This window comes from Acholeplasma laidlawii, from assembly GCF_015709225.1.
Taxonomy (GTDB): domain Bacteria; phylum Bacillota_I; class Bacilli_A; order Acholeplasmatales; family Acholeplasmataceae; genus Acholeplasma; species Acholeplasma laidlawii_A.
Map to the genome: position 1 here is coordinate 118,897 of NZ_JADNRS010000029.1, position 23,710 is coordinate 142,606.

The 23,710-nt window shown below is 33.3% G+C and carries 18 protein-coding genes; all 18 read left to right on the plus strand.

The genetic code is table 11. The features are described 5' to 3' along the window. Position 1 precedes the first annotated feature (1 nt). The gene (locus tag IY230_RS02720; protein ID WP_196369804.1) at positions 2–2,410 is read left to right on the plus strand and encodes a hypothetical protein; all 2,409 of its coding nucleotides are present in this window, start codon (positions 2–4) and stop codon (positions 2,408–2,410) included. A 196-nt stretch (positions 2,411–2,606) separates the two neighbouring features. After that, positions 2,607–4,178: an immunoglobulin-like domain-containing protein gene (locus IY230_RS02725; protein ID WP_196369805.1), complete on the plus strand. Its 1,572-nt coding sequence runs from the start codon at positions 2,607–2,609 to the stop codon at positions 4,176–4,178. A gap of 75 nt (positions 4,179–4,253) precedes the next feature. Next, positions 4,254–7,178 carry an extracellular solute-binding protein gene (locus IY230_RS02730; protein WP_196369806.1) on the plus strand — a complete coding sequence of 975 codons (2,925 nt, stop codon included), beginning with the start codon at positions 4,254–4,256 and terminating at the stop codon, positions 7,176–7,178. A gap of 14 nt (positions 7,179–7,192) precedes the next feature. Next, a complete protein-coding gene (locus IY230_RS02735; protein ID WP_196369807.1) occupies positions 7,193–8,122 on the plus strand; it encodes a carbohydrate ABC transporter permease in 930 nt (309 codons plus the stop codon). A gap of 2 nt (positions 8,123–8,124) precedes the next feature. Continuing rightward, positions 8,125–9,009, plus strand: coding sequence for a carbohydrate ABC transporter permease (locus IY230_RS02740; protein ID WP_230852583.1), 885 nt, complete (start codon positions 8,125–8,127; stop codon positions 9,007–9,009). A gap of 9 nt (positions 9,010–9,018) precedes the next feature. Then, positions 9,019–10,836 carry a hypothetical protein gene (locus IY230_RS02745; RefSeq protein WP_196369808.1) on the plus strand — a complete coding sequence of 606 codons (1,818 nt, stop codon included), beginning with the start codon at positions 9,019–9,021 and terminating at the stop codon, positions 10,834–10,836. After that, positions 10,836–11,474 (plus strand): YIP1 family protein, encoded by a 639-nt coding sequence (locus IY230_RS02750; RefSeq protein WP_196369809.1) that lies wholly within the window; start codon positions 10,836–10,838, stop codon positions 11,472–11,474. The genes IY230_RS02745 and IY230_RS02750 overlap by 1 nt, the downstream gene beginning before the upstream one ends. Continuing rightward, complete coding sequence (locus IY230_RS02755) at positions 11,471–14,053, plus strand: DUF5696 domain-containing protein (RefSeq protein ID WP_196369810.1); 2,583 nt, start codon at positions 11,471–11,473, stop codon at positions 14,051–14,053. The genes IY230_RS02750 and IY230_RS02755 overlap by 4 nt, the downstream gene beginning before the upstream one ends. Beyond that, the gene (locus IY230_RS02760) at positions 14,053–14,997 is read left to right on the plus strand and encodes a carbohydrate ABC transporter permease (protein ID WP_196369811.1); all 945 of its coding nucleotides are present in this window, start codon (positions 14,053–14,055) and stop codon (positions 14,995–14,997) included. The genes IY230_RS02755 and IY230_RS02760 overlap by 1 nt, the downstream gene beginning before the upstream one ends. Continuing rightward, complete coding sequence (locus IY230_RS02765) at positions 14,990–15,988, plus strand: carbohydrate ABC transporter permease (RefSeq protein ID WP_196369812.1); 999 nt, start codon at positions 14,990–14,992, stop codon at positions 15,986–15,988. Before IY230_RS02760 ends, IY230_RS02765 begins: the two co-directional genes overlap by 8 nt. Beyond that, positions 15,988–16,644, plus strand: coding sequence for a DUF624 domain-containing protein (locus IY230_RS02770; protein ID WP_196369813.1), 657 nt, complete (start codon positions 15,988–15,990; stop codon positions 16,642–16,644). Before IY230_RS02765 ends, IY230_RS02770 begins: the two co-directional genes overlap by 1 nt. Then, positions 16,637–17,776 (plus strand): exo-beta-N-acetylmuramidase NamZ family protein, encoded by a 1,140-nt coding sequence (locus tag IY230_RS02775; protein ID WP_196369814.1) that lies wholly within the window; start codon positions 16,637–16,639, stop codon positions 17,774–17,776. The genes IY230_RS02770 and IY230_RS02775 overlap by 8 nt, the downstream gene beginning before the upstream one ends. Beyond that, positions 17,763–19,334 carry a beta-N-acetylhexosaminidase gene (nagZ, locus tag IY230_RS02780; RefSeq protein WP_196369815.1) on the plus strand — a complete coding sequence of 524 codons (1,572 nt, stop codon included), beginning with the start codon at positions 17,763–17,765 and terminating at the stop codon, positions 19,332–19,334. The genes IY230_RS02775 and nagZ overlap by 14 nt, the downstream gene beginning before the upstream one ends. Further along, complete coding sequence (locus IY230_RS02785) at positions 19,327–20,214, plus strand: BadF/BadG/BcrA/BcrD ATPase family protein (protein WP_196369816.1); 888 nt, start codon at positions 19,327–19,329, stop codon at positions 20,212–20,214. Before nagZ ends, IY230_RS02785 begins: the two co-directional genes overlap by 8 nt. A gap of 1 nt (position 20,215) precedes the next feature. Continuing rightward, complete coding sequence (murQ, locus tag IY230_RS02790) at positions 20,216–21,130, plus strand: N-acetylmuramic acid 6-phosphate etherase (protein ID WP_196369817.1); 915 nt, start codon at positions 20,216–20,218, stop codon at positions 21,128–21,130. A gap of 4 nt (positions 21,131–21,134) precedes the next feature. Further along, positions 21,135–21,599 (plus strand): GNAT family N-acetyltransferase, encoded by a 465-nt coding sequence (locus tag IY230_RS02795; protein WP_196369818.1) that lies wholly within the window; start codon positions 21,135–21,137, stop codon positions 21,597–21,599. Positions 21,600–21,603: 4 nt separating this feature from the next. After that, positions 21,604–22,326 (plus strand): glucosamine-6-phosphate deaminase, encoded by a 723-nt coding sequence (gene nagB / locus IY230_RS02800; protein ID WP_196369819.1) that lies wholly within the window; start codon positions 21,604–21,606, stop codon positions 22,324–22,326. Positions 22,327–22,343: 17 nt separating this feature from the next. After that, positions 22,344–23,702, plus strand: a complete 1,359-nt coding sequence (locus IY230_RS02805) for an ROK family protein (protein WP_196369820.1) — start codon at positions 22,344–22,346, stop codon at positions 23,700–23,702. Positions 23,703–23,710 lie beyond the last annotated feature (8 nt).

Here is a 23,710-nt window from a genome sequence, read left to right on the forward strand (position 1 = left end):
GATGAAAAAAATTACAACATTATTATTGTTGTTGATTGCTGCACTAGTTGTCGTAATGCCAACATTTGCAGATGAGGATCCTGTATTAACTGATTTGTATCCTTATAAAGATCCAAATAGTATGACGGATAATCAACCGATGTTACCTGGCTCAATTAGAGTTGGTACTTCAAATTGGACTATGGAATTTCTTGGACATAGATATCATTTTGTGCGTAGTGCAGTACGATACGCACATATGTGGACTGATGCTAATGCTGATGGTAAATTTGCACCAACAGAATTTCCAACACTAAGTTGGAATGCATTTGCAGCTATGAATATTAATGATGGAACAGAATCAGTAGAAATCACAACTACTAATGATAGAACTGATACAACTTCAGTCGTTCATCGTCTATATTCCTATTTTAATGAAGATAATGAATTAGTAATGTTTGAAGACCATATCTTCCAATATTATATTCATAATGAGGGAACAGATTTTACTGATAATGCTGATTGGAGACTAGCTACTGTAGCTGAAACTGATGCATTTAAAGCTGCTGCAGATCCGTTAGTGGATACGCCAAATACAAGATATGCACATGTTAGAATCTTAAGAGATTCTGATGATGCAGATGGATATGTATTGGAACCTCTAACTTATCTTAAGTGGGTTAATCCAGATTTATCCGCAAAGCCAGTTGAACAACAATCATTATTACTTGATTACAATCCAATTAATGTAGTTATTCCTGCAGGTTGGAAGGTAGTATCTTTTGGTACGAATGATCGTGGAACGATTAATGCAGATACTACTGCTTGGATACAAACATTTGTAAGTACATTCGAATTAGAAGAAGTTCCAGTAATGAAAGCTGTTTACAATAATCCAGGGATTTCATTTAATAATTTAGCAGCTCATGATGATGACCTTACATCTGAAGGAATTCAAATAATTGTTGATCATCAATCTACAGGCTTTAACTTACCAAGTAACGTTAATGTTACAAGAGTGAAGATGTTTGATGAAACAGGTGAAATAATTAATTCAACCGAAAAACTATCTTATAAAGTTCATGTATATGATGCTGTTGATTATAATTCAGCTGAAGAAGAACACGTTCCAACAATTTTAGAGACTATTTCATTTGATTATGATGCTGAAGAAGATAAGTATACTCAAGACAAGGCATTGTCTGCTGTTGATTCTTCTGTTTTCGGAGCTGGATATATTGCGGTTTATACTGTAGATCATCCTGAAGACGGACTAACAGAAGTTGAAGTTGAGATTGCTGTTGGTGTGTTACCTCCTAAATTTGAAAATGTTAAGACTCGTTACGTTGACGAAAACGTCTTTGTAGATTTATTAGGTGAAGTTACAGCAAACGATGGTTATGGAAATGATAAGACAGATGATATTAAAATTGCTGCTCCAACTGGATTTAATATTTATAATCCAAAAGCTGGAGAATATACAATTAACTTAGAATTCACTCACACTGTTGAAGTTGCAGGAGATATAATTCCTGACACTGTTACACTTGCTGACGAAACTGTCATTACTGGTACTAGAAAAAATGTTAATTATCCTTCATACGGTCTAGAAACCACGATTTATACAGAACCATTCCTTTATACAAACACCGCATTCCAAGGTTGGATTGTAGTTGAATTTGATAAAGATGGTAAGATGATACAATCTGTTGCAAGAAATACATGGGAAGCATGGGGTGAATCCGGATCAATCTCTGGTATGTCTGATGCTGGTATTAAAGCTTGGTTAGAAGGTATTGACTTCTCAGAAGGCGGATTTGTTGTATTCTTCGGACAAACTGCAGATAGACCTAAAGCTCAATTATTAAGATTTGGAGATCAAGTAACATTTGTAGAAGGTTATCAAGAACCATCAACTTATGTTGATATTATTACTAAAACATCATACAAATTAGTTGTTGATGATAAAACAGCTCCTGAAGCAATCGTCGTTAATAATAACTTAACTATCGAAGCTGATGCATTCGCATCTGCTGAAGCAGCTATCTTATCAAACATCGTTGGTGTTGATAACTTCGATACAAGAACACAATTAAGTCTATTCGTATTAAATAACGGTGGTTTATCATTAACAAGTGGTAAATTATCAGTTGGTACTTATACAGTAACTGTTGGCGTTGAAGACCGCGCTGGTAACGCAAGCGAAGTTTCATACACATTAACTGTAAAAGCAGCTAAACCAACTCAAGAAGATGTAGAAGCACAAATTCCTCAAGACACTATCACACCTGATCAAGTAGAAGAAGCTATTCAAGATGCTTTAGATTCTTATGACGGGGTAAGCGTATTAACTGCAGTTCTTATGTCATTAGGTGCAGCATTAGTATCATTTGGTGGTGCAGCATTACTATTCTTCTTAAAGAAAAAATAAGACTTTAGTTTAATTCGAAAAGCCCAATAATAAATTGGGCTTTTTGTTTCATTGTGTGACAATATGTAAGCGTTTGAAAAAGTTTTTAATAATATGAAAATAAGTAGAAAAAATAGATAAAAAAAATCAAATCATACTATTTACATAGTATAATTTAAGTGAAGTTTAATTACAAAAAATACAAAGGAGCTTAAATATGAAAAAAATATTTAGCGTATTATTACTGTTAGTCGCAATGTTTGCTTTAGTAGCGTGTGACAATACAGAAGGTAATGGTAACGATAAAAATTCAGCTACAATAACAGGTGCAGCGGATGTTACAATCAACGTAGGTGATGAGTTTGATCCGATGAGCAATGTTAAAGCTGAAGATACAGTAGATGGAAACATTACTACACGTATCGAAGTAAGTGGTACAGTACTTACAAACACAGCAGGAACTTATACTTTAACTTATACAGTAGAAGGTTCTGATGGTAAAGTAACCACAGTAAAAAGAGTTGTAACTGTAGTACAAAATCATACTACACCTCCAACAGAAATCGTAATTATGCATGGTGCACCTTATGAGGTTGACCCATTCGATGCGGCTTTCTCTGGTAGAGAACAACAAGCAAGACAAACTAAACAAAGAGAAGTTGAATCAAGACTAAATGTTAAAGTAGTATACAAGGCATACCCTGCGGCAGCTGCTTGGGGACCAGACCGCATTACTGCAATTATTCAAGCATCAGTAGCGGGAGCTCCATTAGCAGATATCTTATGGACAACTTCTGACTGGACTGCTCAATTAGCTAACGCAAATGCAATTGTTCCTGTTGACAAATATTTAGCATCAACTGGTACAAACATTACAACAGAGGCGAAACAACTAGGAACATTCAAGAGTCAGTTCTATGCATTCTCAGCAAATAAACCTACTGTGGATGTTGGTCTATACTTCAATATTGAATTAGTTGATGACCTAGGTATTGAAAACCCAGCTGAGTTATATAATAACGGTGAATGGACTTGGTCTAAATTTGAACAATGGGCAGATGCTGCTAAAGCTGCGCTTCCAAGTTTAGGCGATGACTATAAAGTTCTAGGTGGTGTACGTGCTGTATATGCTGAAAATATGATTCCATTAAATGGTGGTTCATTAATTAACGCATTATCTGGTCGTGTTGCATTCCATCAAACACCAGCATTAGAAACATATAGTTTCTTACATGGTTTATATAATAAAGGACTATTTGAAGGTACAGGTACTTATGATGTTGGATCTCCATTATGGCAAGCAGGTAAAGTTGTTATTCATCCAGGTAGTTTCTGGTTCTTAAATGCAGAAAACAGATGGAAGAACTTATCATTTGACTTAGGATTTGTTCCTTATCCATCAAGTGATACATACACTGGTGATTATGTTTCTCCAATCGGTGGTGTTGCAGTATACACATTATCAAGTGGATTAACTCCTGCTAAGGAAGCATTAGCATTCCAAGTATGGAACGAGATTCAAATGTGGAAGACAGACACTGAACTATCAGATGAATTCTACGCAACATTAGTACAAAGATTCAATGATGAAAATTCAATTGATGCTTACCTAAGCATTTATGACAAAGTAACATTAGACTTAACTGGTGCACTAGGCATCGGAAAATTCGCGGCAAATGGTTGGTATGGTGCAGCAAACCTTGCAACCTCTAATGGCGACGCTAGAGGTGAAATGGACAAAATCAGACCTGCTTACGAAGACGCACTTGCATCATATTTAGGACAATAACAAAAGAAACGATCTTGGTATAACCTTCCTTATGTTTTAAAACTGCATAAGGAAGGTGGTACCATTTTCATTGAGGTGAGGCATTTGAAAAAAATACATATTATATTGTTAGTGTTATTAATTGCGTTTATAACGTTCTTAGTTACGGATACACTAAAGATAGCTTTTGACACGGATCATTTAAAATATAACGTCAGCTTAGATGTTGAATCTACTAGAGATTCAGATAATGATTCATATGTTAAAAACTACAAAAATTACATTGCATCAAATCCAGCAACTTATCCAAAAGATAAAACTATCCTTGTTTCAGCAAAGGATTTTACGCATATTGAAGGTAATTATGAAATCATCAATAACTTTAATGGTGTTGCGGAATCAGTATTAACTGATGAGGTTGGATCTATTAGTTTACCTGTAGAGATTGAAGAAGCAGGGTTTTATACTATTAGAGTTAATTACTACGCATATGAAGGGAAAAGTTCAGCGATTGAAAGACGCGTTTTTATTAATGGAATAGTTCCATTTGATGCTGCAGATAACGTATTATTCCAACGTTACTATGGCAATGCTGATGTTGTTTATCAAGATTACGCGGGTAATGATATTAGACCAAGTCAAGTTGAAAAACCAATTTGGACATCAAAATTAATTGGTGACCCACTTGGTTATATAACAGAACCATTTAATTTTTATTTAAATTCTGGTACAAATGTTATTAAGTTTGAAAGTTTAAGAGAACCACTTTTAATTGAATCTATTGTAATAGAATCAGTAAAATCTTTACCAACTTACGAAGAAGTTAAAGCTCATTATGAAGCTAATAACTATGAAGTTGCTAAAGAAGAACTTCAATTTGTTCAAGCAGAAGATGCTGTTCGTACGACATCCCCAACACTATATCCTTTAAATGATCGTACATCATCAAGAACAATGCCATCCGATCCTACTTTAATCAAATTAAACACCATTGGTGGTACAAACTGGGATAAAGCAGGAGATCAAATCACATGGAAATTTGAAGTACCTAAGACAGGTCTTTACGAAATTTCTATGCGTTTAAAACAAAGACTAGCTAATGGTATGGTTGTCTTTAGAGATATTTATATTGATGGTGAAATTCCGTTCGCTGAAATGGAAGGTTTTGCATTCAAATTCTCTAATGACTGGAGAATCCAAACATTAGGAACAGATGAAGAATCATTCTTATTTTATTTAGAAGAAGGAACTCATGAGTTGACAATGGAAGTTTCATTAGGTATTTATGGTCAACTAATTTCAGACTTACAAGACGTTATTGATAATTTAAATAAAATCTATCGTGAAATATTAATTTACACAGGACCAAGTCCTGACCCATTTAGAGATTATGAATTAGCAAACCGTATACCTAATTTAGTTTCTAGATTTACAAGTGAATTAGAACACGCCAAATATATTAGAGAAACATTAATCAATGTATCCGGTAATCGTAGTGAAAAAACAGGTATCTTAGATACTGTTATTCTTCAATTACAAGATTTTATTAAACGCCCTCGTGGTATTCAAAATAGTTTATCAACTTACGTTTCAAACATTTCTTCATTAGGTACATTGGTTATTTTATTATCCAGTCAACCGCTAGAAATTGATTACTTTACACTACATGAACCAGGTGCTAAAATGCCACAATCTACACCAAGTTTCTTTGAAAATACTTGGTTTGGATTTAGATCATTCTTAGCTACATTTACAACAGACTTTGCGGCTGTAGGTCGTAGAGATACTGGTGAAGTAAACGAAACTATTGAAGTTTGGTTATCAATTGGTCAAGACCAAGCAAACATTTTAAGAAAATTAATAGATGAAACTTTTGCACCACAAAATCAAATTCAGGTGGATTTAAAATTAGTTTCAGGTGCATCATTATTACCTGCTACATTATCCGGTAGAGGGCCTGATGTGGCTATTGGTCAAGCAGACTCAACACCTGTTAACTACGCTATGCGTAATGCAGTTTATGATTTAACTCAATTTGAAGATTTCGATGAAATCGCTCAAAGATTTATGCCAAGTGCATTAGTTCCATATGAATTTGATGGTAGCTATTATGCATTACCAGAACAACAAATATTCTTAATGATGTTCTATAGAACAGATATTTTTGAAGAACTAGGTTTAACACCTCCAAATACTTGGAGAGAAGTTGTAGAGATGATTCCTTCTTTACAAAAACATAACCTCGAATTCTATTTACCAGTTCCATTAACTCAAGGTGCTGCAATCATCTTGCCACCAAACCCGATTTTCTCAACTATGTTCTACCAAAATGATGGTGAGTTCTACATTGATGGTGATAGACAAGCGGGCTTTAATGAAGGAAATGGACCTAAGGTTTTTGAACAATGGTCATCATTCTATACAAACTATTCATTCCCTGTAGAGGCGAACTTCAATAACCGTTTTAGAAGTGGTCAAATGCCAATCGGTATTTCTTACTACAATACATATAACGTATTAAGTGTTTTTGCGCCTGAGATCCGTGGTAAATGGAACTTTGTTGCTGTACCTGGTACAGAGTATCTTGATGAACTTGGTCAAACTCAAATTAGACGTGAAACTGTAGCAACAGGTACGGGTGGTATCATCTTAAATCAATCCAATAAAAAAGAAGAGTCATGGGAATTCCTAAAATGGTGGACATCTACTGAAACTCAAATGCGTTTTGGTCGTGAACTAGAAGGTATTTTAGGGGCAGCAGCTAGATATCCAACTGCAAACGTTGAAGCTATGGAACAATTACCATGGACAATCGATGAATTAGCAAAACTAAAAGAACAATGGGCATGGGTACGTGGTATTCCTGAGGTTCCAGGTGGATATATGACTGGTCGTCATTTAGACAATGCATTTAGACTTGTATTAAATGAAGCAGCGAACCCACGTGAAACAATTTATGATTACGTACAAATGATTAATGAAGAATTAGCGAAGAAACGCCGCGAATTCGGATTAGATTAAGAAAGAGGGTCTATATGCAAGCAACAATTAAACGAGATTTTAAAACTAGATCCAAACAAATGTGGAAAGAGATGAAAGAAGCCAAACATTTATATGTTTTAATGGCACCTTTTATCATTCTATTCTTCACTTTCACAATCATTCCGGTTGTTATGTCACTTGGTATTAGTTTTACACAGTTCAACATGTTAGAAGCACCACGTTTTGTGGGCTTTGATAACTACATTAAATTATTATTAGATGATGAAATATTCATCATCGCTATTAGAAATACATTAGTATTGGCGGTTGTTACCGGTCCAGTATCCTATTTATTAGCATTCGTATTTGCTTGGTTAATTAACGAGCTTAAACCGAAATTACGTGCATTTATGACATTGGTCTTCTATGCACCATCAATTAGTGGTAATGCATTCTTAATTTGGTTACTTATCTTTTCTGGTGATGTTCATGGTTATGCCAATGCACTCTTGATGCAATTTGGTATTATCAATAATCCAATACTATGGTTAAGAGATCCAGATTATATGCTATTTGTTATTATCCTAGTTCAATTATGGTTAAGTTTAGGTGTATCCTTCCTTGCCTTCATTGCTGGGTTACAAAGTGTTGACAAAACACTTTATGAAGCAGGTAGTATTGATGGAATTAAAAACAGATGGCAAGAATTATGGTTCATTACGATTCCAAGTATGAAACCACAATTACTATTTGGTGCCGTAATGCAAATTACCACATCCCTTGCGATTGCTGAAGTATCCATGCAACTTGTTGGGTTCCCATCTGTACAGTATGAAGGACATACAATTGTTACGCACTTAATTGACTACGGGTCCATTCGCTTTGACTTAGGTTATGCCTCAGCTATTGCGACTATCCTATTTATTATCATGATTAGTGCTAACTTAATTGTCCAAAAATTCTTAAGAAAGTTGGGTGAATAATTATGCAAATCGTAAAAGATTTCATGATGAAGAGAAAAATCAAGAAGAAAAAAAGACTCAACCGTTCTTTAGGTGGAGACATTGCATTATTTATCTTACTTGCATTGTTTGGTGTTTTCTCAGCTTATCCATTAATTATGACTGCATCCAATGCATTCAAACCATTAGATGAGTTATTCGTTTTCCCACCAACATTATTACCAAGAAACTTAACATTTAATAACTTTAGAGATTTATCAGAGTTAATTGGAAACTCTTGGATTCCATTCTCAAGATATTTCTTTAATACAATATTTGTAACATTAGTCGGTACAGCAGGACACGTACTTATCGCAAGTATGTGTGCTTACCCACTGGCTAAATACAAATTCCCGGGATCAAAATTCATATTCATGTTGGTAGTATACTCACTGATGTTCGCACCTCAAGTGACTGCTACACCAAACTATATTATCGTATCTTGGGTTGGTTTAATTGATACACCATGGGCTATTATTTTCCCTGCAATCGCTTCATCATTAGGTTTATACTTAATGAAGCAATTTATGGAACAAGTTCCAATGGAATTAATTGAATCAGCTAAAATCGATGGTGCAAGTGAATATCGTATCTTTTTCCAAATTGTTATGCCACTGGTAAAACCAGCTTGGTTAACATTAATTATTTTACTCTTCCAAAGACTATGGACTACTGATGGTGGTGCATTTATCTTCAGTGAAGAATTGAAACCTCTATCATTTGCATTACGTCAAATTGCACAAGGATCTATTGAACGTGCAGGTACAGTTGCAGCAGTAGGGTTTATTATGATGATTGTTCCAGTTGTGTTCTTTATATTCTCACAATCTAAGATTGTGGAAACATTTAGTACATCTGGGCTGAAATAGGAGGATTATATGAAATTATTTACACTCATATCTCTTTTATTTACATTGCCATTAAACTTTTCAATTATAAGATATAACTTCTCGTATTATGGTGATGTAATCCATTCAGCACCAGGCTTAAGCTATGCACAAACATTTAGCGAAAAAACACTTGAAATTGATATGGTTACCCCAGAAGATCTTGTGGTATATGAAGATGAAATATTTATAATCTCTAGCGGTTCTAATGCCTTAATCCTTGTAAATGATAATTTTGAATTAAACCAATCATTAAAATCATTTGAAATAAGTGCAGAATATAGAGATGTCTTATTTGACACAACAGAAGGTTTATTAGAGGCACATACAACGCTTAGATCTGATGTAGTAGCTCAACTTAACATTGCAAAAGCAAACACAAATGAAAGTATGGCATCTCTAATATTCTTAGAAGCTGAAGCTAAAAATTTATTTATAGCAGATATGGATGCTCTACATGCAACACTTACCACAAAAGTTACATCAAGTATTAATCCATCAATTATTGTTGGGACAATTACAGAAGCTAACACAGAATTCAAAAAAATTGTTGATCTAGCAATTGCTGCAGATGAAGCAGCTAGAATTGAAAAAGTACTAGAACGTGGTGAAGACGATGTTGTAGTCGAATATCAAAATGCAGCTTTAGTTGAAAAACAAGAAGTACTTAGCGTATTAGAAGCTCAAACATTAAATGCTCCAATGGGACTTGATGTTCAGCATACTGGTATCTATATTGCAGATACTGGAAACAATCGTATTGTTAAATTAAATCACAACTTTGAAGTCGTAAATTTATTTACTGAAGTTGATGATGTGACATTTGAAACGGTTGACTTTATTCCGGTAAAGATTACTACAGACTCAACAGGTAGAATGTATGTTGTAGCTAGAGAAATTTACGAAGGTATTTTAGAACTGGATACTGATGGATCATTTAACAGATACACAGGGGTCAACCCAATCACTTTATCACCAATTGATATCTTTAACCGCTTTTGGATGAGTGATGCTCAAATTGATAAATTACCTAAGTTCTTACCAACAAGTTATACAAACGTTACAATGAACTCAGAAAACTTCATTTATGCAACCTCTTTACCATCAACAAACAACTCAGACAACATGATTCAATTAATTAACCCTAAAGGTGTTGATGTACTTATCCGTAATGGATATCATGTACCAAAGGGCGATATTCAATTTGTTGAAGGTATGAATAACTACGTTATCGATGGTCCTTCAAGACTTGTAGATATTGCAGTATACCAAGATGGTATCTATACAGTATTAGATGCTAAACGTTCAAGATTATTTACTTATGACTCAGAAGGTAACCTATTATATGTTAATGGTGAAGCTGGTCAACAATTAGACAAGTTCTCAAATGGTGTAGCACTTGCGTACTTTGGTGATAACCTATTAGTTTTAGATAAAGAACTTAGAACAGTTATTGTCTATGAACACACAGAATTTGGATCTAAAGTAAATCAGGCAATTCATCACCATGAAAATGGAGAATTTGAATTAGCTGCTAAGCTTTGGGAAGAAGTCTTAGTGTTAAATACAAACTATGAAGTAGCATATAACGGTATCGGTAAATATCACTTAAGAAATGGTGATTATGAAAAAGCTATGGAATACTTCCAATATGGCTATGACAAATATTACTATTCAAGAGCTTATAAATCATATCGTAATGAATTAATCAAATCAAACTTTGGTTATATCATGCTTGTAGTGTTACTAGTTCCAGCATCGCTGATCGCATTAAAACAAATTAAAAAAAGAAAGGGTAGACTAAAATAATGAATAAAATTAAAAATATTTTAACTGATTACCTATCCTTTCCTAAATATTTAATGATGCATCCCTTTGATGGGTTTGATGAATTTAAAACAGAAAAGAAGGGTAAATTAAGTGTTGCTATCGTATTTATTGCATTATTTGCATTATTACGTATCTTAACTTATCAGTATGAAAGTTTCTTAATAAATGAACGTAATCCAATGTTAATTAACAATCTACAAGAAATCTTTGTAGTAGGATTATTAATCATTTTATTTGTAACTGCAAACTGGTCAGTAACAACGCTTATGGAAGGTAAAGGTAAATTTAAAGAAATTCTTATGGTAACAGGTTATGCATTATTCCCTATTATCATTATTGGATATCCGGCCTTACTTATTTCAAACTTCTTAACATTAGATGAAATGGCATTTTATACACTTGCAGTAGGTATTGCATACTTTTTAACTGGTTGGATGTTATTTATGGGTATTTTAAATATCCATCAATATGGCCTATTAAAGACAATTATGGCATTTCTTGCAACTGTTGTATCTATGATGGTGATGATGTTCTTAGGATTATTATTCTTCGACGTTATTCAACAAATCATCTCATTCATTTCTGCAATCATTGAAGAATTGGGGTTACGAAGATGATATTTATTAAAAAACATTATATTAAATTAATTATTGGTTTCTTAGTACTGGCTTTAATAGCATTTGTTGCTATTGGTTTACCACTTTCTAAAACAACTTATGCACATCAAACAACTCAAAGTTTTGATAAAGAAGGATTTGTACAAGCAACTAAAGATTCAGATTCAAATAAACTTGTTTCTGAAAATGCAAACTACCAATTGTTTTTAGATGAAACAACTTCATACTTTAAAGTAATTGATAAAGCATCAGGCTATGTTTGGGAATCAAACCCAAGTGTAGAAGATGACAGACTAGGTACAACACCTGCAGCTAAAAACAGACAAAAGGCTACATTAGAATATAACTATTATAATGAAGCTGGATCTGTTACAACCTCTAACAACTATGCATTAAGTATTTCTCACCCACAAGGTGTGAAAAATGAGGCTGGTGAACGTACTTACCAAATTCGTTATGTAGAAAATGGTTTCCAAGTATTATATGTTATTGGTAATATTGATATCACTAACTTATATTTCCCTAGATATATTTCTAGAGAATTAATGGAATCATTAGATCCGGATATTCGTGCAGAATTAGAATTATTTGCCTACGGCCAATTTGATGCTGAACTAGATGCATTCTTTATTCAATCATATTCTACTGAATTAGCACGTGGTGTTAAAACTAGACTTTATAGAATTTTTTATGAAACATTAGGTTACACACTTGAAGATATTCAAGAAATGAATTTTGAATATGGCATCACAGAGGAAGCTGAACAAACTGAATTTGAGATTGCTGTTGAAGTTACCTTAGAGTCACACGGTATTAATGCTAAGATCATTAGAGATTCTATCGTTGAAAGAAATGGTAGACTATCTGAAATTTCATTATATCCATTATTTGGTACAGCACATATGACAGTCAATGATGAGGACTCACAAGGTTATTTATTCATCCCAGATGGTAGTGGCGCTATTATGGAATTTAATAATGGTAAAACAAACCAAGCAGCTTATAGAAAACGTCTTTATGGTATGGACTTATCTCAAATGCCAATGAAGATGGCTGAACAACAACAAAAAATTAGTTTACCAGTCTTTGGTATGGTTAAAGAAGAAAACGGATTTGCAGCAATCATCACAGAAGGTGATGCAATGGCTTATGTGAATGCTGACGTCTCAGATCGTAGAGACTCCTACAACCGTATTTATGCTTCATTCCAAATTAGAGAAGCTGAACAAGTTATCTTAGGATCAGGATTCAACCAATATGGTATTACATTACTTACAAAAGAAATTGTAAAAACTGATTTTGAAGTTCAATTCCATTTTATTAAAGGTTTAGAAAATAACTATGCAGGGATTGCTAAAGTATATCGTGATTACTTAATTGAAAATTACGGTTTAACTAAAACTGATAATACAAATAACATTCAATTAACTGCAGAATTTTTAGGTGCATTTGATAAAAAAGATTTCTTCTTAGGTATTCCTTACACTTCATTAGATAGTCTAACTACATTCAAACAAGCACTTGAAATTATTGATGAATTAGAAACACGTGGTATTAGTGAAATCAATGTGAACTATATTGGTGCTGCAAATGGTGGTTTAGTCAATCAGTTTTATGATAGAAATACGATTCCTTCAGTATTAGGTGGTAAAGATGAGTTTATTAAATTCAATGATGAACTCACAGAACGTGGTATTGATCTATACCAAAATGTGAACTTTGTATCTACTAAAGCATACAGAGGTATCTTCGATGAATCCATGTACAATACAAAGAGAATTCGTGGTTCACAATCACTGTTATATGGATATCATTACCCATCACTCTTACCAAGTTCAGAACTACCAACTGGTAAAAACTTAGACCAGTTCTTATTAAATCCCCTTTACTATGAAGCGTTATATAACAAATTTAGCAAAGAAGCAATCACTAATGGTTTAAGCTTAGGTTTAATTGGTTCACAAATCGTATCAAATCATGACTTCCATAATACAATTTACAAACAAGACGCGTTAATTATTCAAAAGAACTTATTAGAAACAATTAATGAAGATATGATGATCTCAAATCCATTAGGATTTGCTATTCCATATGCTACAAGATTTGATAGTCTACCTACAGAAACTACTTTATATGGTTTAATTGACTACCCAGTACCTTTTACTCAATTAGTATTAAGTGGGTATAAGGATTATACTGCAGACTCAATGAACTTATCAAGTAACCGTAGTCCTAGATTCCAATTCTTAAAAGCATTAGAAACAGGATCAAATATTAAGTATACATTATCTTATGACAGTTCTCAAAAACTACTCAACACAGACCATAACCAATATATGTCAACACACTATATTAACTGGTTAGATACAATTGAAGCTCAAGTTGAGGAATTAAATTCAATTAATATTGCAAGCGGTTCTTTAATTGCACACGAAAAACTAGCAAACTTTAATAACGTATACAAAGTAGGTTATTCAAACAACTTAGAAATGATCATTAACTACAACCTATTTAGTATTACAGTAGAGGGTGTAACAATTCCAGCAATGGATTACCATATTACGAGAGGAGCAGCCTAATGCAAGATACAGTACATTCTAACCAAGTTAATCCAAAAGGTAAAAAGAAGTTTGAAATGACTTACAACCGTCAAAAACTATTTTGGGCTGTAGTCTTCTTATTACCTTGGTTTATTGGTTTATTATTACTATTCATAGTGCCATTTTTCCAATCACTAAACTATAGTTTTTATAAGCTAACGCCTCAAGTAGGCTCCATTCTCTTTGAGTATGTAGGTTTTGGTAACTATTTATTTGCTTTTAATGAGCACGTAAGTACTGCAACATCAACAAGCTTTAGTGTTGAAATGGTCAACACAATGTCTGATGTGGCATTCAACATTCCTGTCTTATTAATTTTCAGTTTATTTATGGCTGTATTATTAAACATGAAGTTTAAAGGTCGTGCGATTGTTCGTGCAATCTTCTTCGTACCAGTTATTCTAAACTCAGTTGCAGTAGCTTCCGCTTTAGGTGGTGGATCAATTATGACTGAAATCCTAGAACAACAAGGTATTGGTCAAATATTTGACTTACAATTTTTCCTAATTCAATCTGGCTTACCAGAATTCATGGTAAATTCAGTGGTAGGTTTAATTGATCGTATTTACGATATTTTATCCTTAAGTGGTGTACCAATCTTACTGTTTTTAGCAAGTATTCAATCCATTCCTGGTCATTTATATGAAGCAGCGAAAATTGAAGGTGCTACAGGTTATGAGACTTTCTGGTTAATTACATTACCAAACGTGAGTCCTCACATCTTAACAGTTATTGTTTATGCGCTTGTGGATACATTCTTAACATCACCAGTGTCAGGTATTATTCAACATGAATTAAATACACAAAACTGGGGTGTAAGTTCAGCGATGGCATGGATTTATGTACTATTTATATTAGGTACGCTCCTAGTTGTCTTCATATTAGCTAAAATGTTTAAGATAGGAGGATCTCATTATGAATAGTAAAATTACTGCGAATCTAGGCATGGGTCAACTTTCACTAGTTGAAGCAGCAAAAGAACGAGGTAAAAGTATAAGACGCGTTCGTAGATTCCAAAGTATCCTTATATCTGTTTTAAGAGCATTATTATTAGGTGGTTTATGTTTCATTATTCTATATCCTGTAATTCAACAAGTATTACTAGGTCTTAGAGCACCTATGGATGCAAATGACCCTTCTGTTGTCTGGGTTCCAAAAAACTGGAGTGTTCAAAACTTCAGACTTGCAGCGATTGTATTAGATTATTGGGACGCCTTATTAAATACATTTAAATTAAGTGCAATCTCAATGGTGTTACAAGTTGCATCTACAGCACTTGCAGGTTATGCATTTTCAAGATTGAAATTTAAAGGTAGCGAAATATTATTTATATTTGTTATCTTAACTATTGTTATCCCGCCACAAGCATTATCACTTTCTCAATATCTATATTTTAGAGAATTAGGGTTAGTTGGTAGTGAAAACTCCATTTATTTAATGAGTGGTTTAGGTCAAGGGATCCGTAGTGGTATCTTCATTTATATCTTTAGAAGTTTCTTTAAAGGCTTACCAAAAGAATTAGAAGAAGCAGCACAAGTAGACGGTGCATCAGTATTTAGAATATTCTGGAACGTTATGTTACCAAACGCACGCGGTGCAATGATTACAGTTGGATTATTCGCGTTCGTATGGCAATGGAATGATACTTATTATGCAAGTATCTTCAATATCTCAACAGAAGCTTTCCCTATTCTAACAATGCGTTTAGTAAACGCTGCTGAAAACGTTTATGCAGCCTTATTCTATACAGGCGGATTAAGTTTAATTGGTCAAGACGTTTGGTCTAACCCAATGTTCTTAGCAACCATTTCAAACGTTGCAGCCTTACTCATGATGTTACCATTATTAGTTATGTACTTATTTGTACAAAAACAATTCGTTGAATCGATAGAAAGAACAGGTATTGTCGGCTAATGAAAAAAGATAAAAAACAATATGATAAAACACTCTATCAAAAATTAAATATATTTGCAGATTGGGTTATTCGTTTGGTCGTGATCAATATCTTAATTATTGTTACTAGTTTACCTATTATTACCTTATATCCAGCATTACTTGCTGGATATAAGATGTTTCATAAATTCTTAAATAAAGAAGAAGTGCCAATATTTAAATCATACTTCAAGTTCTTCACAGAAAATATTGCACAAAAATTAAAAATAGGTTTAATCTTAGCAGCAGCTATATTTGTTGGAGTGATTAATATCACAATCTACAATGACTTCTTAGAAGCTAATCCTTCACCATTCAACTTAGTTGGACAATATGTGATGGTTGTTATGGTGTTAAGTGTCATCTTTGTTACCATGTATACTTTCCCATTAATGATTACATATCCAAACACTAATGTATGGTTAATGATTAAATTTTCATTCTTCCTAAGTGGTAAATTTATTGTAAGAACAGGTTTAGCAATTGTTACACTATTTATCCCAATTGTATTACTCGTACATCCATTACTTACATTAATCTTAGTATTTGTTGGGATGTCTACCATGGTATTACTATATGCACTTATCTTTAGCAAAGTTGTAACATATGTCGAAGGATTGGATGGAGAAAATGTTTAAATTAGGTATAGATCGTATTGATGAATTTCTACATTTATTTGAAAATAAACGTGTGGGTTTAATTACAAATCCAACAGGGGTTAACTCTAAACTAGAGTTAACTGCGGATATATTAAATCGTAAGGTGAATTTAACGACACTCTTTGGTCCTGAACACGGTATTCGTGGGGATGCAGAAGCTGGTGTTAAAGTTGAAAGTTATTTTGATAAAAAATTAAATATTGAAGTACACTCACTTTATGGACAAAATAGAAGACCGAATCAAGAAATGTTAAAAGATGTTGATGTATTAGTCTTTGATATGCAAGATGTAGGTGCTAGATTTTATACATACATCTACACGATGAGTCATGCGATGCAAGCTGCAAAGGAAAACAATATTCCATTTGTAGTATTTGACAGACCTAACCCAGTAGGTCACAAGTTAGAAGGTAATATACTAGATCTAACTTACCGCTCTTTTGTCGGATATTATCCGATACTACAAAGATACGGTATGACTATTGGAGAATTAGCTTTATACTTTAATACCGAGCAAGGTATTGGCTGTGATTTAACAGTAGTACCTATGCAAGGCTATTCATATGATAAAGATTATACAGAATATGATATACCTTGGTTAGCACCAAGTCCAAATATTCCAACACTTGATAGTGCCCATATTTATTTAGCAACATGCGTATTTGAAGGCACAAATGTGAGTGAAGGTCGTGGCACTACAAGGCCATTTAGTATGATTGGTGCACCATTTATCGATGCAGATGATTTGGCTTCTAAGGTAGCCAAATTAAATACACCAGGTATCTTAGTTAGACCTGTTCATTTTATTCCAAATATGAGTAAACATGAAGGTGTAAATTGTTCTGGTATTGAAATATTTTTAAGAGATAAAAACAAATTTGAACCTGTTAAATTTGGTTATAAACTACTAGATATCATTCGTAAAGATTATAAAGAGTTTGAATTTAGAGTGCCTTGGAGTGAAGGCGGTAAGCAAATGATTGATTTATTAACTGGTGATAATAAGTTAAAAACAAGTGTTGATTTAGACCTCATTTTTGATGGGTTTAATCAGGATGAAAAAACTTTTGAGCAATCAATTAGGAGGTTCAAATTATATGAAAAAATTTGACATTAATAAATTAACAACCCAAGAAAAAATTGGACAATTAATCGTTGCAGGCTTCCATGGTACAACTGTTGGACCAGAAATTGAAAATTTAATTAGAGAATACAAAGTAGGGAATATCCTATTATTTTCTAGAAATATTGAGTCTGCAGCACAACTATTTAAATTAAACCAAGATCTACAAAAAATCGCGATGGAAACATTTGGTATTCCTTTATACATTACTATCGACCAAGAAGGTGGTATGGTCACACGAATTTTTGAAGATGGTACATTCTTCCCTGGTGCGATGACAATTGCAGCAACAAACAATGTTGAGTACGCTTATAAAATAGGTGACTTAATGGGTAAAGAATTAATCGATCTTGGTATCAATATGGATTTAGCACCTGTTCTTGATGTGAATAACAATCCAAAAAACCCAGTCATTGGTGTAAGAAGCTTTTCAGATGATCCAGATAAAGTAGCTTTATTTGGTAATGCAAATATAAGAGGTTTACAAAACCACGTAGTTGCAACTGCTAAACACTTCCCAGGACATGGCGATACACATGTGGATTCACACTTAGCATTACCAAAAGTTGAAAAAGCATTAAATGAATTAGAAAAATTTGAATTCAAACCATTTAAAGCGGCAATCAATGATGGACTACATGCAATTATGTCAGCACACATTAACTTTACTCACCTAACTGAAGATGGATTACCAGTTACATTATCTAAACGTGCATTAACAGGGTTACTACGTGAAGAAATGGGCTTTGAAGGTTTAATTATCACAGATGGTATTGAAATGAAAGCTATCCATGATAATTATGGCACCATCGAAGCTACATTAAAAACAGTAAATGCTGGTGCAAACTTAGTATGTATTTGTCACGACCTACCATACCAAATTGGTGCATCTGATCGCTTTAATAAAGCATTAGAAACAGGTGAGTTAGTTATGGATACATTAAATGAGCGTGTAGAACGTATCTTAAAATACAAAGAAAAATTGAATGTAGACTTAACACGTACTTATGAAGATGTTAAAGAAAATGTAGAATCTAAAGCATCTAAAGCTTTTGCTAGACAAGTTGTAGAAGAGGCAGTTACCTTAATTAAAGGTGAAACTTTCAAACAATATGGTAAAACTTTAGTCATTTCTACAAATCCTCAAGCAACATCAATTGCTGATGAAGATTCACATAACTCTAAATTAGGACGTCGTATTAGAGAAGTATTTTCAAACTTTGAAGTCATTGAAACTAAAGTTAGACCAACTGAAGTTGAAATTGCAGACATTGTTTTAAAAGCAAGCGGATTTGATCAAATCGTTTATACATCATATAACGGTAATGTGTATCAAACACAAATTCAGTTAATTGATGCTTTAAGCGCATTAAATAAGGATTTACATGTCTTAGCACTTAGAAATCCATATGATTTATATTACACAAAAAATATTAAAAACTATGTTGCCTTTTATGAGTACACACCAAACTCAATTGAAGCAGTTGTTAAATACTTAAAAGGTCAATTAATACCACAAGGAGTTTCACCGATACGTTATGAATAAAATCATTAGCATTGACGGTGGAGGCACTAAAACCCTGGGTGTGTTGTATAACACATCTGGTGAAGAACTTAAACGTACAACTAAAGGCTCAAGTAACTTTGCTGTAAGTATTGATGATGCATATCAATCACTTAAAGGCGTCATTGATGAACTGATATCAAAGGACGTAACAAGCATACAAATTGGTCTTTCAGGGTTTAGTATGATACCGAATCTAGATAACTTAATCAAGACATTAGAAGACTTATATCATACGCATGTGTATATCTATCCCGATGCATACTTAGGACTTTATTCAGCGTATGATCCTTTATTGCCACTTATTTATGTAGTAGGTGGAACTGGTAGTATTTTATATAGTTTAGTAGATAATGAATTTAATAGATACGGCGGATATGGTCACCTATTTGGTGACCCTGGCTCCGCTTACGGATTTGTAATGGATGTTTTTCTGGACTGTCTTAAAAAATTAGATAATCATAGAAAATTAAACAAAGTACAAACTGGGTTATTAAAACATTTAAATCTAACAACGAATCAGGAACTGATTGGTTATGCACATAAAGTTAAAAAGCAAGAAATTGCTGGACTAGCAAGATTTATTACAAACTATACACATACTTATGTTGATCAAAAGATCAAAAAACAAGCAATGATTATTGCTAAAAGTATTGAACAAGTTGCAAAGACACAAGGTATTCAAAATAATTTCCTACTTGCACTTAGAGGTGGATTCTTAGAGTCAGCACCGAAATTGAAAGATGAAGTATTGAATTATTTAAATAAAAAAGAAATTAAGTATATATTAAATAGGGATATTAAAGAAGCAGTTTATGGCGGCTATATGCTCTCTAAGTTATCCAAAGGAAAGGAATTTTAAAATGGTTGATATTAAATCCATTACAACTGAACAACGTAATAAATTAACTAAAAATTTAGATGTTAGTTCAACAACAGAAATACTAAAAATGTTTAATAATGAGGACAAAAATGTACCTTTAGCTGTAGAAAAAGTGCTTGACAAGATTGCTTTAACAGTAGATGAAGTTACTAAACGACTTGCAGAAGGCGGTAGACTATTTTACATTGGTGCAGGAACGTCCGGCAGATTAGGTGTTTTAGATGCCTCTGAATGTGTTCCAACCTTTGGTGTTTCTGAAAACTTGGTCATCGGTATTATTGCAGGTGGCGATAGAGCCTTAAGAATCGCTGTAGAAGGCGCTGAAGATGATGAAGTGGCTGGTGTTAATGACCTTAAAGCATACAACTTTAATGAAAAGGACTTCGTTGTTGGTTTAACTGCAAGTGGTCGTACGCCATACGTTATGGCAGCTATGAAATATGCACGCAGTATTGGTGCTAAGGCAGCGGGCATTACAACATCTCATAACGCACCATTATCTCAAGTAGTAGATTTTCCAATTGAGGCAGTAACAGGTGCTGAACCGTTAACAGGTTCTACACGTATGAAATCAGGTACTGCTCAGAAACTAATTTTAAATATGATATCCACTGCAACCATGGTTAAACTAGGTAAAGTCTATGAAAATTTAATGATTGATATTCAAATGAGTAATGATAAATTAGTTTCACGTGCAGTCGGTATTGTAGTTGAAGTTACAGGCGTTGATCATGATATTGCAAAAGTATACATTGATAAATTTAAATCTGTAAAACACGCAATATTCGCAATCATCTCAAAATTAGATGATATTGAAGAAATTAACGAAGTATTAAATAAATACAATGGTAATATTAGAGAAGCATTAAAACATTCTATATCATTTGGAGGATAAATTTATGAAAGATATGTTGGTTCATTTATATAATTTAGACTTTGCGGACAAAATGCCTGCAAAAGACGTTAGAATCGTACGCGTACTATCACCAAACAGTGATAAAGTTATCGCATTTGTAGAGGCTCACTTTTCAAAGGGTTGGGCTGCTGAGGTTAAAGCAGCTGTATACAGAAGTCAACCAACATGTTTTGTTGCATTACATGAAAACAAAATCGTAGGTTTTGCTGCTTATGATGCAACAGCTAAAGGTTATTTTGGTCCAATTGGTGTAGACCAAACCTTAAGAGGAAAAAATATAGGAAAGGCATTAATCTTACACACATTAGAAGCAATGTATCATGATGGCTATGGCTATGCTATTATTGGTGGTGCTGGTGATAATGTATTAGAATTTTACAGAAAAACTGTTCAAGCTTATGATATTGAAAAACCAGGTAATGTGTACGATAGATTGATCAGAGGTTAACGAATTGAAAATAAACGTATTTGAGACAAAAGAAGAATTATATAGAGCAGTAGCTGATTTTTATATAAAGGCAATTAACGAAAAACCAAATATGGTTTTAGGTTTAGCAACAGGTACAACACCGATTCCTTTATACCAAAATCTAATCAAAGCATATCAAGATAAATTAGTATCATTCAAAGATATTACAACATTTAACTTAGATGAATACATTGGTTTACCTAAAACACATAAAGAATCATACTTTAGTTTTATGAGAAATCAATTATTTAATCATGTGGACATTAATTTAGATAATACACATATTCCAAGTGGTGTATTAGAGCCTAATGAAGCAATAAAAGAGTTTCAAACTGCTTTAGATGATCATCAAGTAGACATCCAATTATTAGGCTTAGGATCTAATGGTCATATCGGTTTTAATGAACCAGGTACATCATTTGATTCTACAACGCATAAAACACAACTTGCTTTATCTACAATCCAAGATAACTCAAGAATGTTTGACTCTATTGATGAAGTTCCAACAGAATCTATCACAATGGGTATTAAAGATATTATGCGTGCATCTAAAATCGTTATGATAGCAACAGGTGCTCAAAAAGCTGATGCTGTTTACAAAATGATTAAAGGGCAAGTAGATGAAAGTCTACCGGCATCAATTTTACAAAAACATGATGATGTAGTTATCTTCCTAGATAAAGACGCAGCATCGTTATTAAAATAGAAAGCAGGTAAGAAATTATGGCATTAAATAATAAATTAAAGTTAGACCCAACATACGAACCAGCAATTATTTACTTTAATGAATTTAAAGAAGAAGTAAAAAAATCAAATAACTTTGAACCATTAACTGTAGTGGTTGAACGTATGGATGGTTTTAATGAAAGTTATACAGCAAACATCTTTAAAGATCCTAGTAAATTAGACAAAAATATCTTCTTTGCTGACCGTTTAGTTAAAACACTACTTTGGTTATATGGTGGTTACAAGGTAACTATCGTTGGTAATAAAGATGTATATGAGTCTATTAAAAAGACTTATCTAGAAGGCGATAGATTATTTGATTCTAAGTTTATGAGCCGTATCTATGGAAAACCATTTGAAGTCGTTCATGCAGTCGAAGTACCTAAACTTGTAAAAGGTGACAGTCCAATTGGAAAACACTTAAAAGGTAATAGAATTGGATTTGACGCTGGTGGATCTGATATGAAAGTTTCTGCGGTCGTTGATGGTGTTCCAGTATTTAGTACGGAAGTTGTATGGTTTCCAAAGTTAAATAGTGATCCAAACTATCATAAAGAAAACATTCGTAAAGTAATTCAATTAGCAGTTGAACAACTTCCAAGTGTTGATGCCTTAGGGGTATCAAGTGCTGGTGTTTATATCCACAACGAAGCTAGAGTAGCAAGTTTATTTATAGAAGTACCTGATGAATTATTTGAAGAACATATTACAAACATCTATAAAGATATCGCAAAAGAATTAAATGTACCTTTAGAAGTAGCAAACGATGGTGATGTGACAGCCTTAGCAGGATCTATGAGTTTAGGTAAAAACAAACTATTAGGTATTGCTATGGGTACAAGTGAAGCAGTTGGTTACATTAATGCAGAAGGTAACGTTACTGGTTGGTTAAATGAATTAGCCTTTGTACCAGTAGACTTCCAAAAAAATGGTCCGATTGATGAATGGAGTCTAGACATGGGTACTGGTAATAAGTACTTTAGTCAAGACGCAGTCATTCGCTTGGCTGAAACTTCAGGTATTACATTCCCAGAAGATATGCCTTTAGCTGAACGTCTAAAAGTTGTTCAAAATTTAGATGAGAACAGTGAAACTTATCAAGAAATATATAAGACAATTGGTACATACTTAGGTTATACCTTAGCATATTATGAAGAATTTTATGATATTGAAGAAGTCTTATTATTAGGTCGTGTAACATCTGGTCTAGGTGGTCAAATCATCGTCGATGTAGCGACAAAAACATTAAAAGAAAACTTCGAACATTTAAGTAAAAAGATTAATATCTCACTTCCAGATGAAAAAGCACGTCGTGTTGGACAATCTGTGGCAGCTGCAAGCTTAGTGAAACTATAAGAAGGTAA

What these genes read in the sequence shown, in the direction of transcription:
- IY230_RS02745 (WP_196369808.1), top strand. Translation starts at nt 9,019, where the DNA reads ATGAAATTATTTACACTCATATCTCTTTTATTTACATTGCCATTAAAC.
- murQ (WP_196369817.1), top strand. Translation starts at nt 20,216, where the DNA reads ATGGTTGATATTAAATCCATTACAACTGAACAACGTAATAAATTAACT.
- IY230_RS02760 (WP_196369811.1), top strand. Translation starts at nt 14,053, where the DNA reads ATGCAAGATACAGTACATTCTAACCAAGTTAATCCAAAAGGTAAAAAG.
- IY230_RS02795 (WP_196369818.1), top strand. Translation starts at nt 21,135, where the DNA reads ATGAAAGATATGTTGGTTCATTTATATAATTTAGACTTTGCGGACAAA.
- IY230_RS02750 (WP_196369809.1), top strand. Translation starts at nt 10,836, where the DNA reads ATGAATAAAATTAAAAATATTTTAACTGATTACCTATCCTTTCCTAAA.
- IY230_RS02770 (WP_196369813.1), top strand. Translation starts at nt 15,988, where the DNA reads ATGAAAAAAGATAAAAAACAATATGATAAAACACTCTATCAAAAATTA.
- IY230_RS02740 (WP_230852583.1), top strand. Translation starts at nt 8,125, where the DNA reads ATGCAAATCGTAAAAGATTTCATGATGAAGAGAAAAATCAAGAAGAAA.
- nagZ (WP_196369815.1), top strand. Translation starts at nt 17,763, where the DNA reads ATGAAAAAATTTGACATTAATAAATTAACAACCCAAGAAAAAATTGGA.
- IY230_RS02805 (WP_196369820.1), top strand. Translation starts at nt 22,344, where the DNA reads ATGGCATTAAATAATAAATTAAAGTTAGACCCAACATACGAACCAGCA.
- IY230_RS02725 (WP_196369805.1), top strand. Translation starts at nt 2,607, where the DNA reads ATGAAAAAAATATTTAGCGTATTATTACTGTTAGTCGCAATGTTTGCT.
- IY230_RS02765 (WP_196369812.1), top strand. Translation starts at nt 14,990, where the DNA reads ATGAATAGTAAAATTACTGCGAATCTAGGCATGGGTCAACTTTCACTA.
- IY230_RS02785 (WP_196369816.1), top strand. Translation starts at nt 19,327, where the DNA reads ATGAATAAAATCATTAGCATTGACGGTGGAGGCACTAAAACCCTGGGT.
- IY230_RS02775 (WP_196369814.1), top strand. Translation starts at nt 16,637, where the DNA reads ATGTTTAAATTAGGTATAGATCGTATTGATGAATTTCTACATTTATTT.
- IY230_RS02755 (WP_196369810.1), top strand. Translation starts at nt 11,471, where the DNA reads ATGATATTTATTAAAAAACATTATATTAAATTAATTATTGGTTTCTTA.
- IY230_RS02735 (WP_196369807.1), top strand. Translation starts at nt 7,193, where the DNA reads ATGCAAGCAACAATTAAACGAGATTTTAAAACTAGATCCAAACAAATG.
- IY230_RS02720 (WP_196369804.1), top strand. Translation starts at nt 2, where the DNA reads ATGAAAAAAATTACAACATTATTATTGTTGTTGATTGCTGCACTAGTT.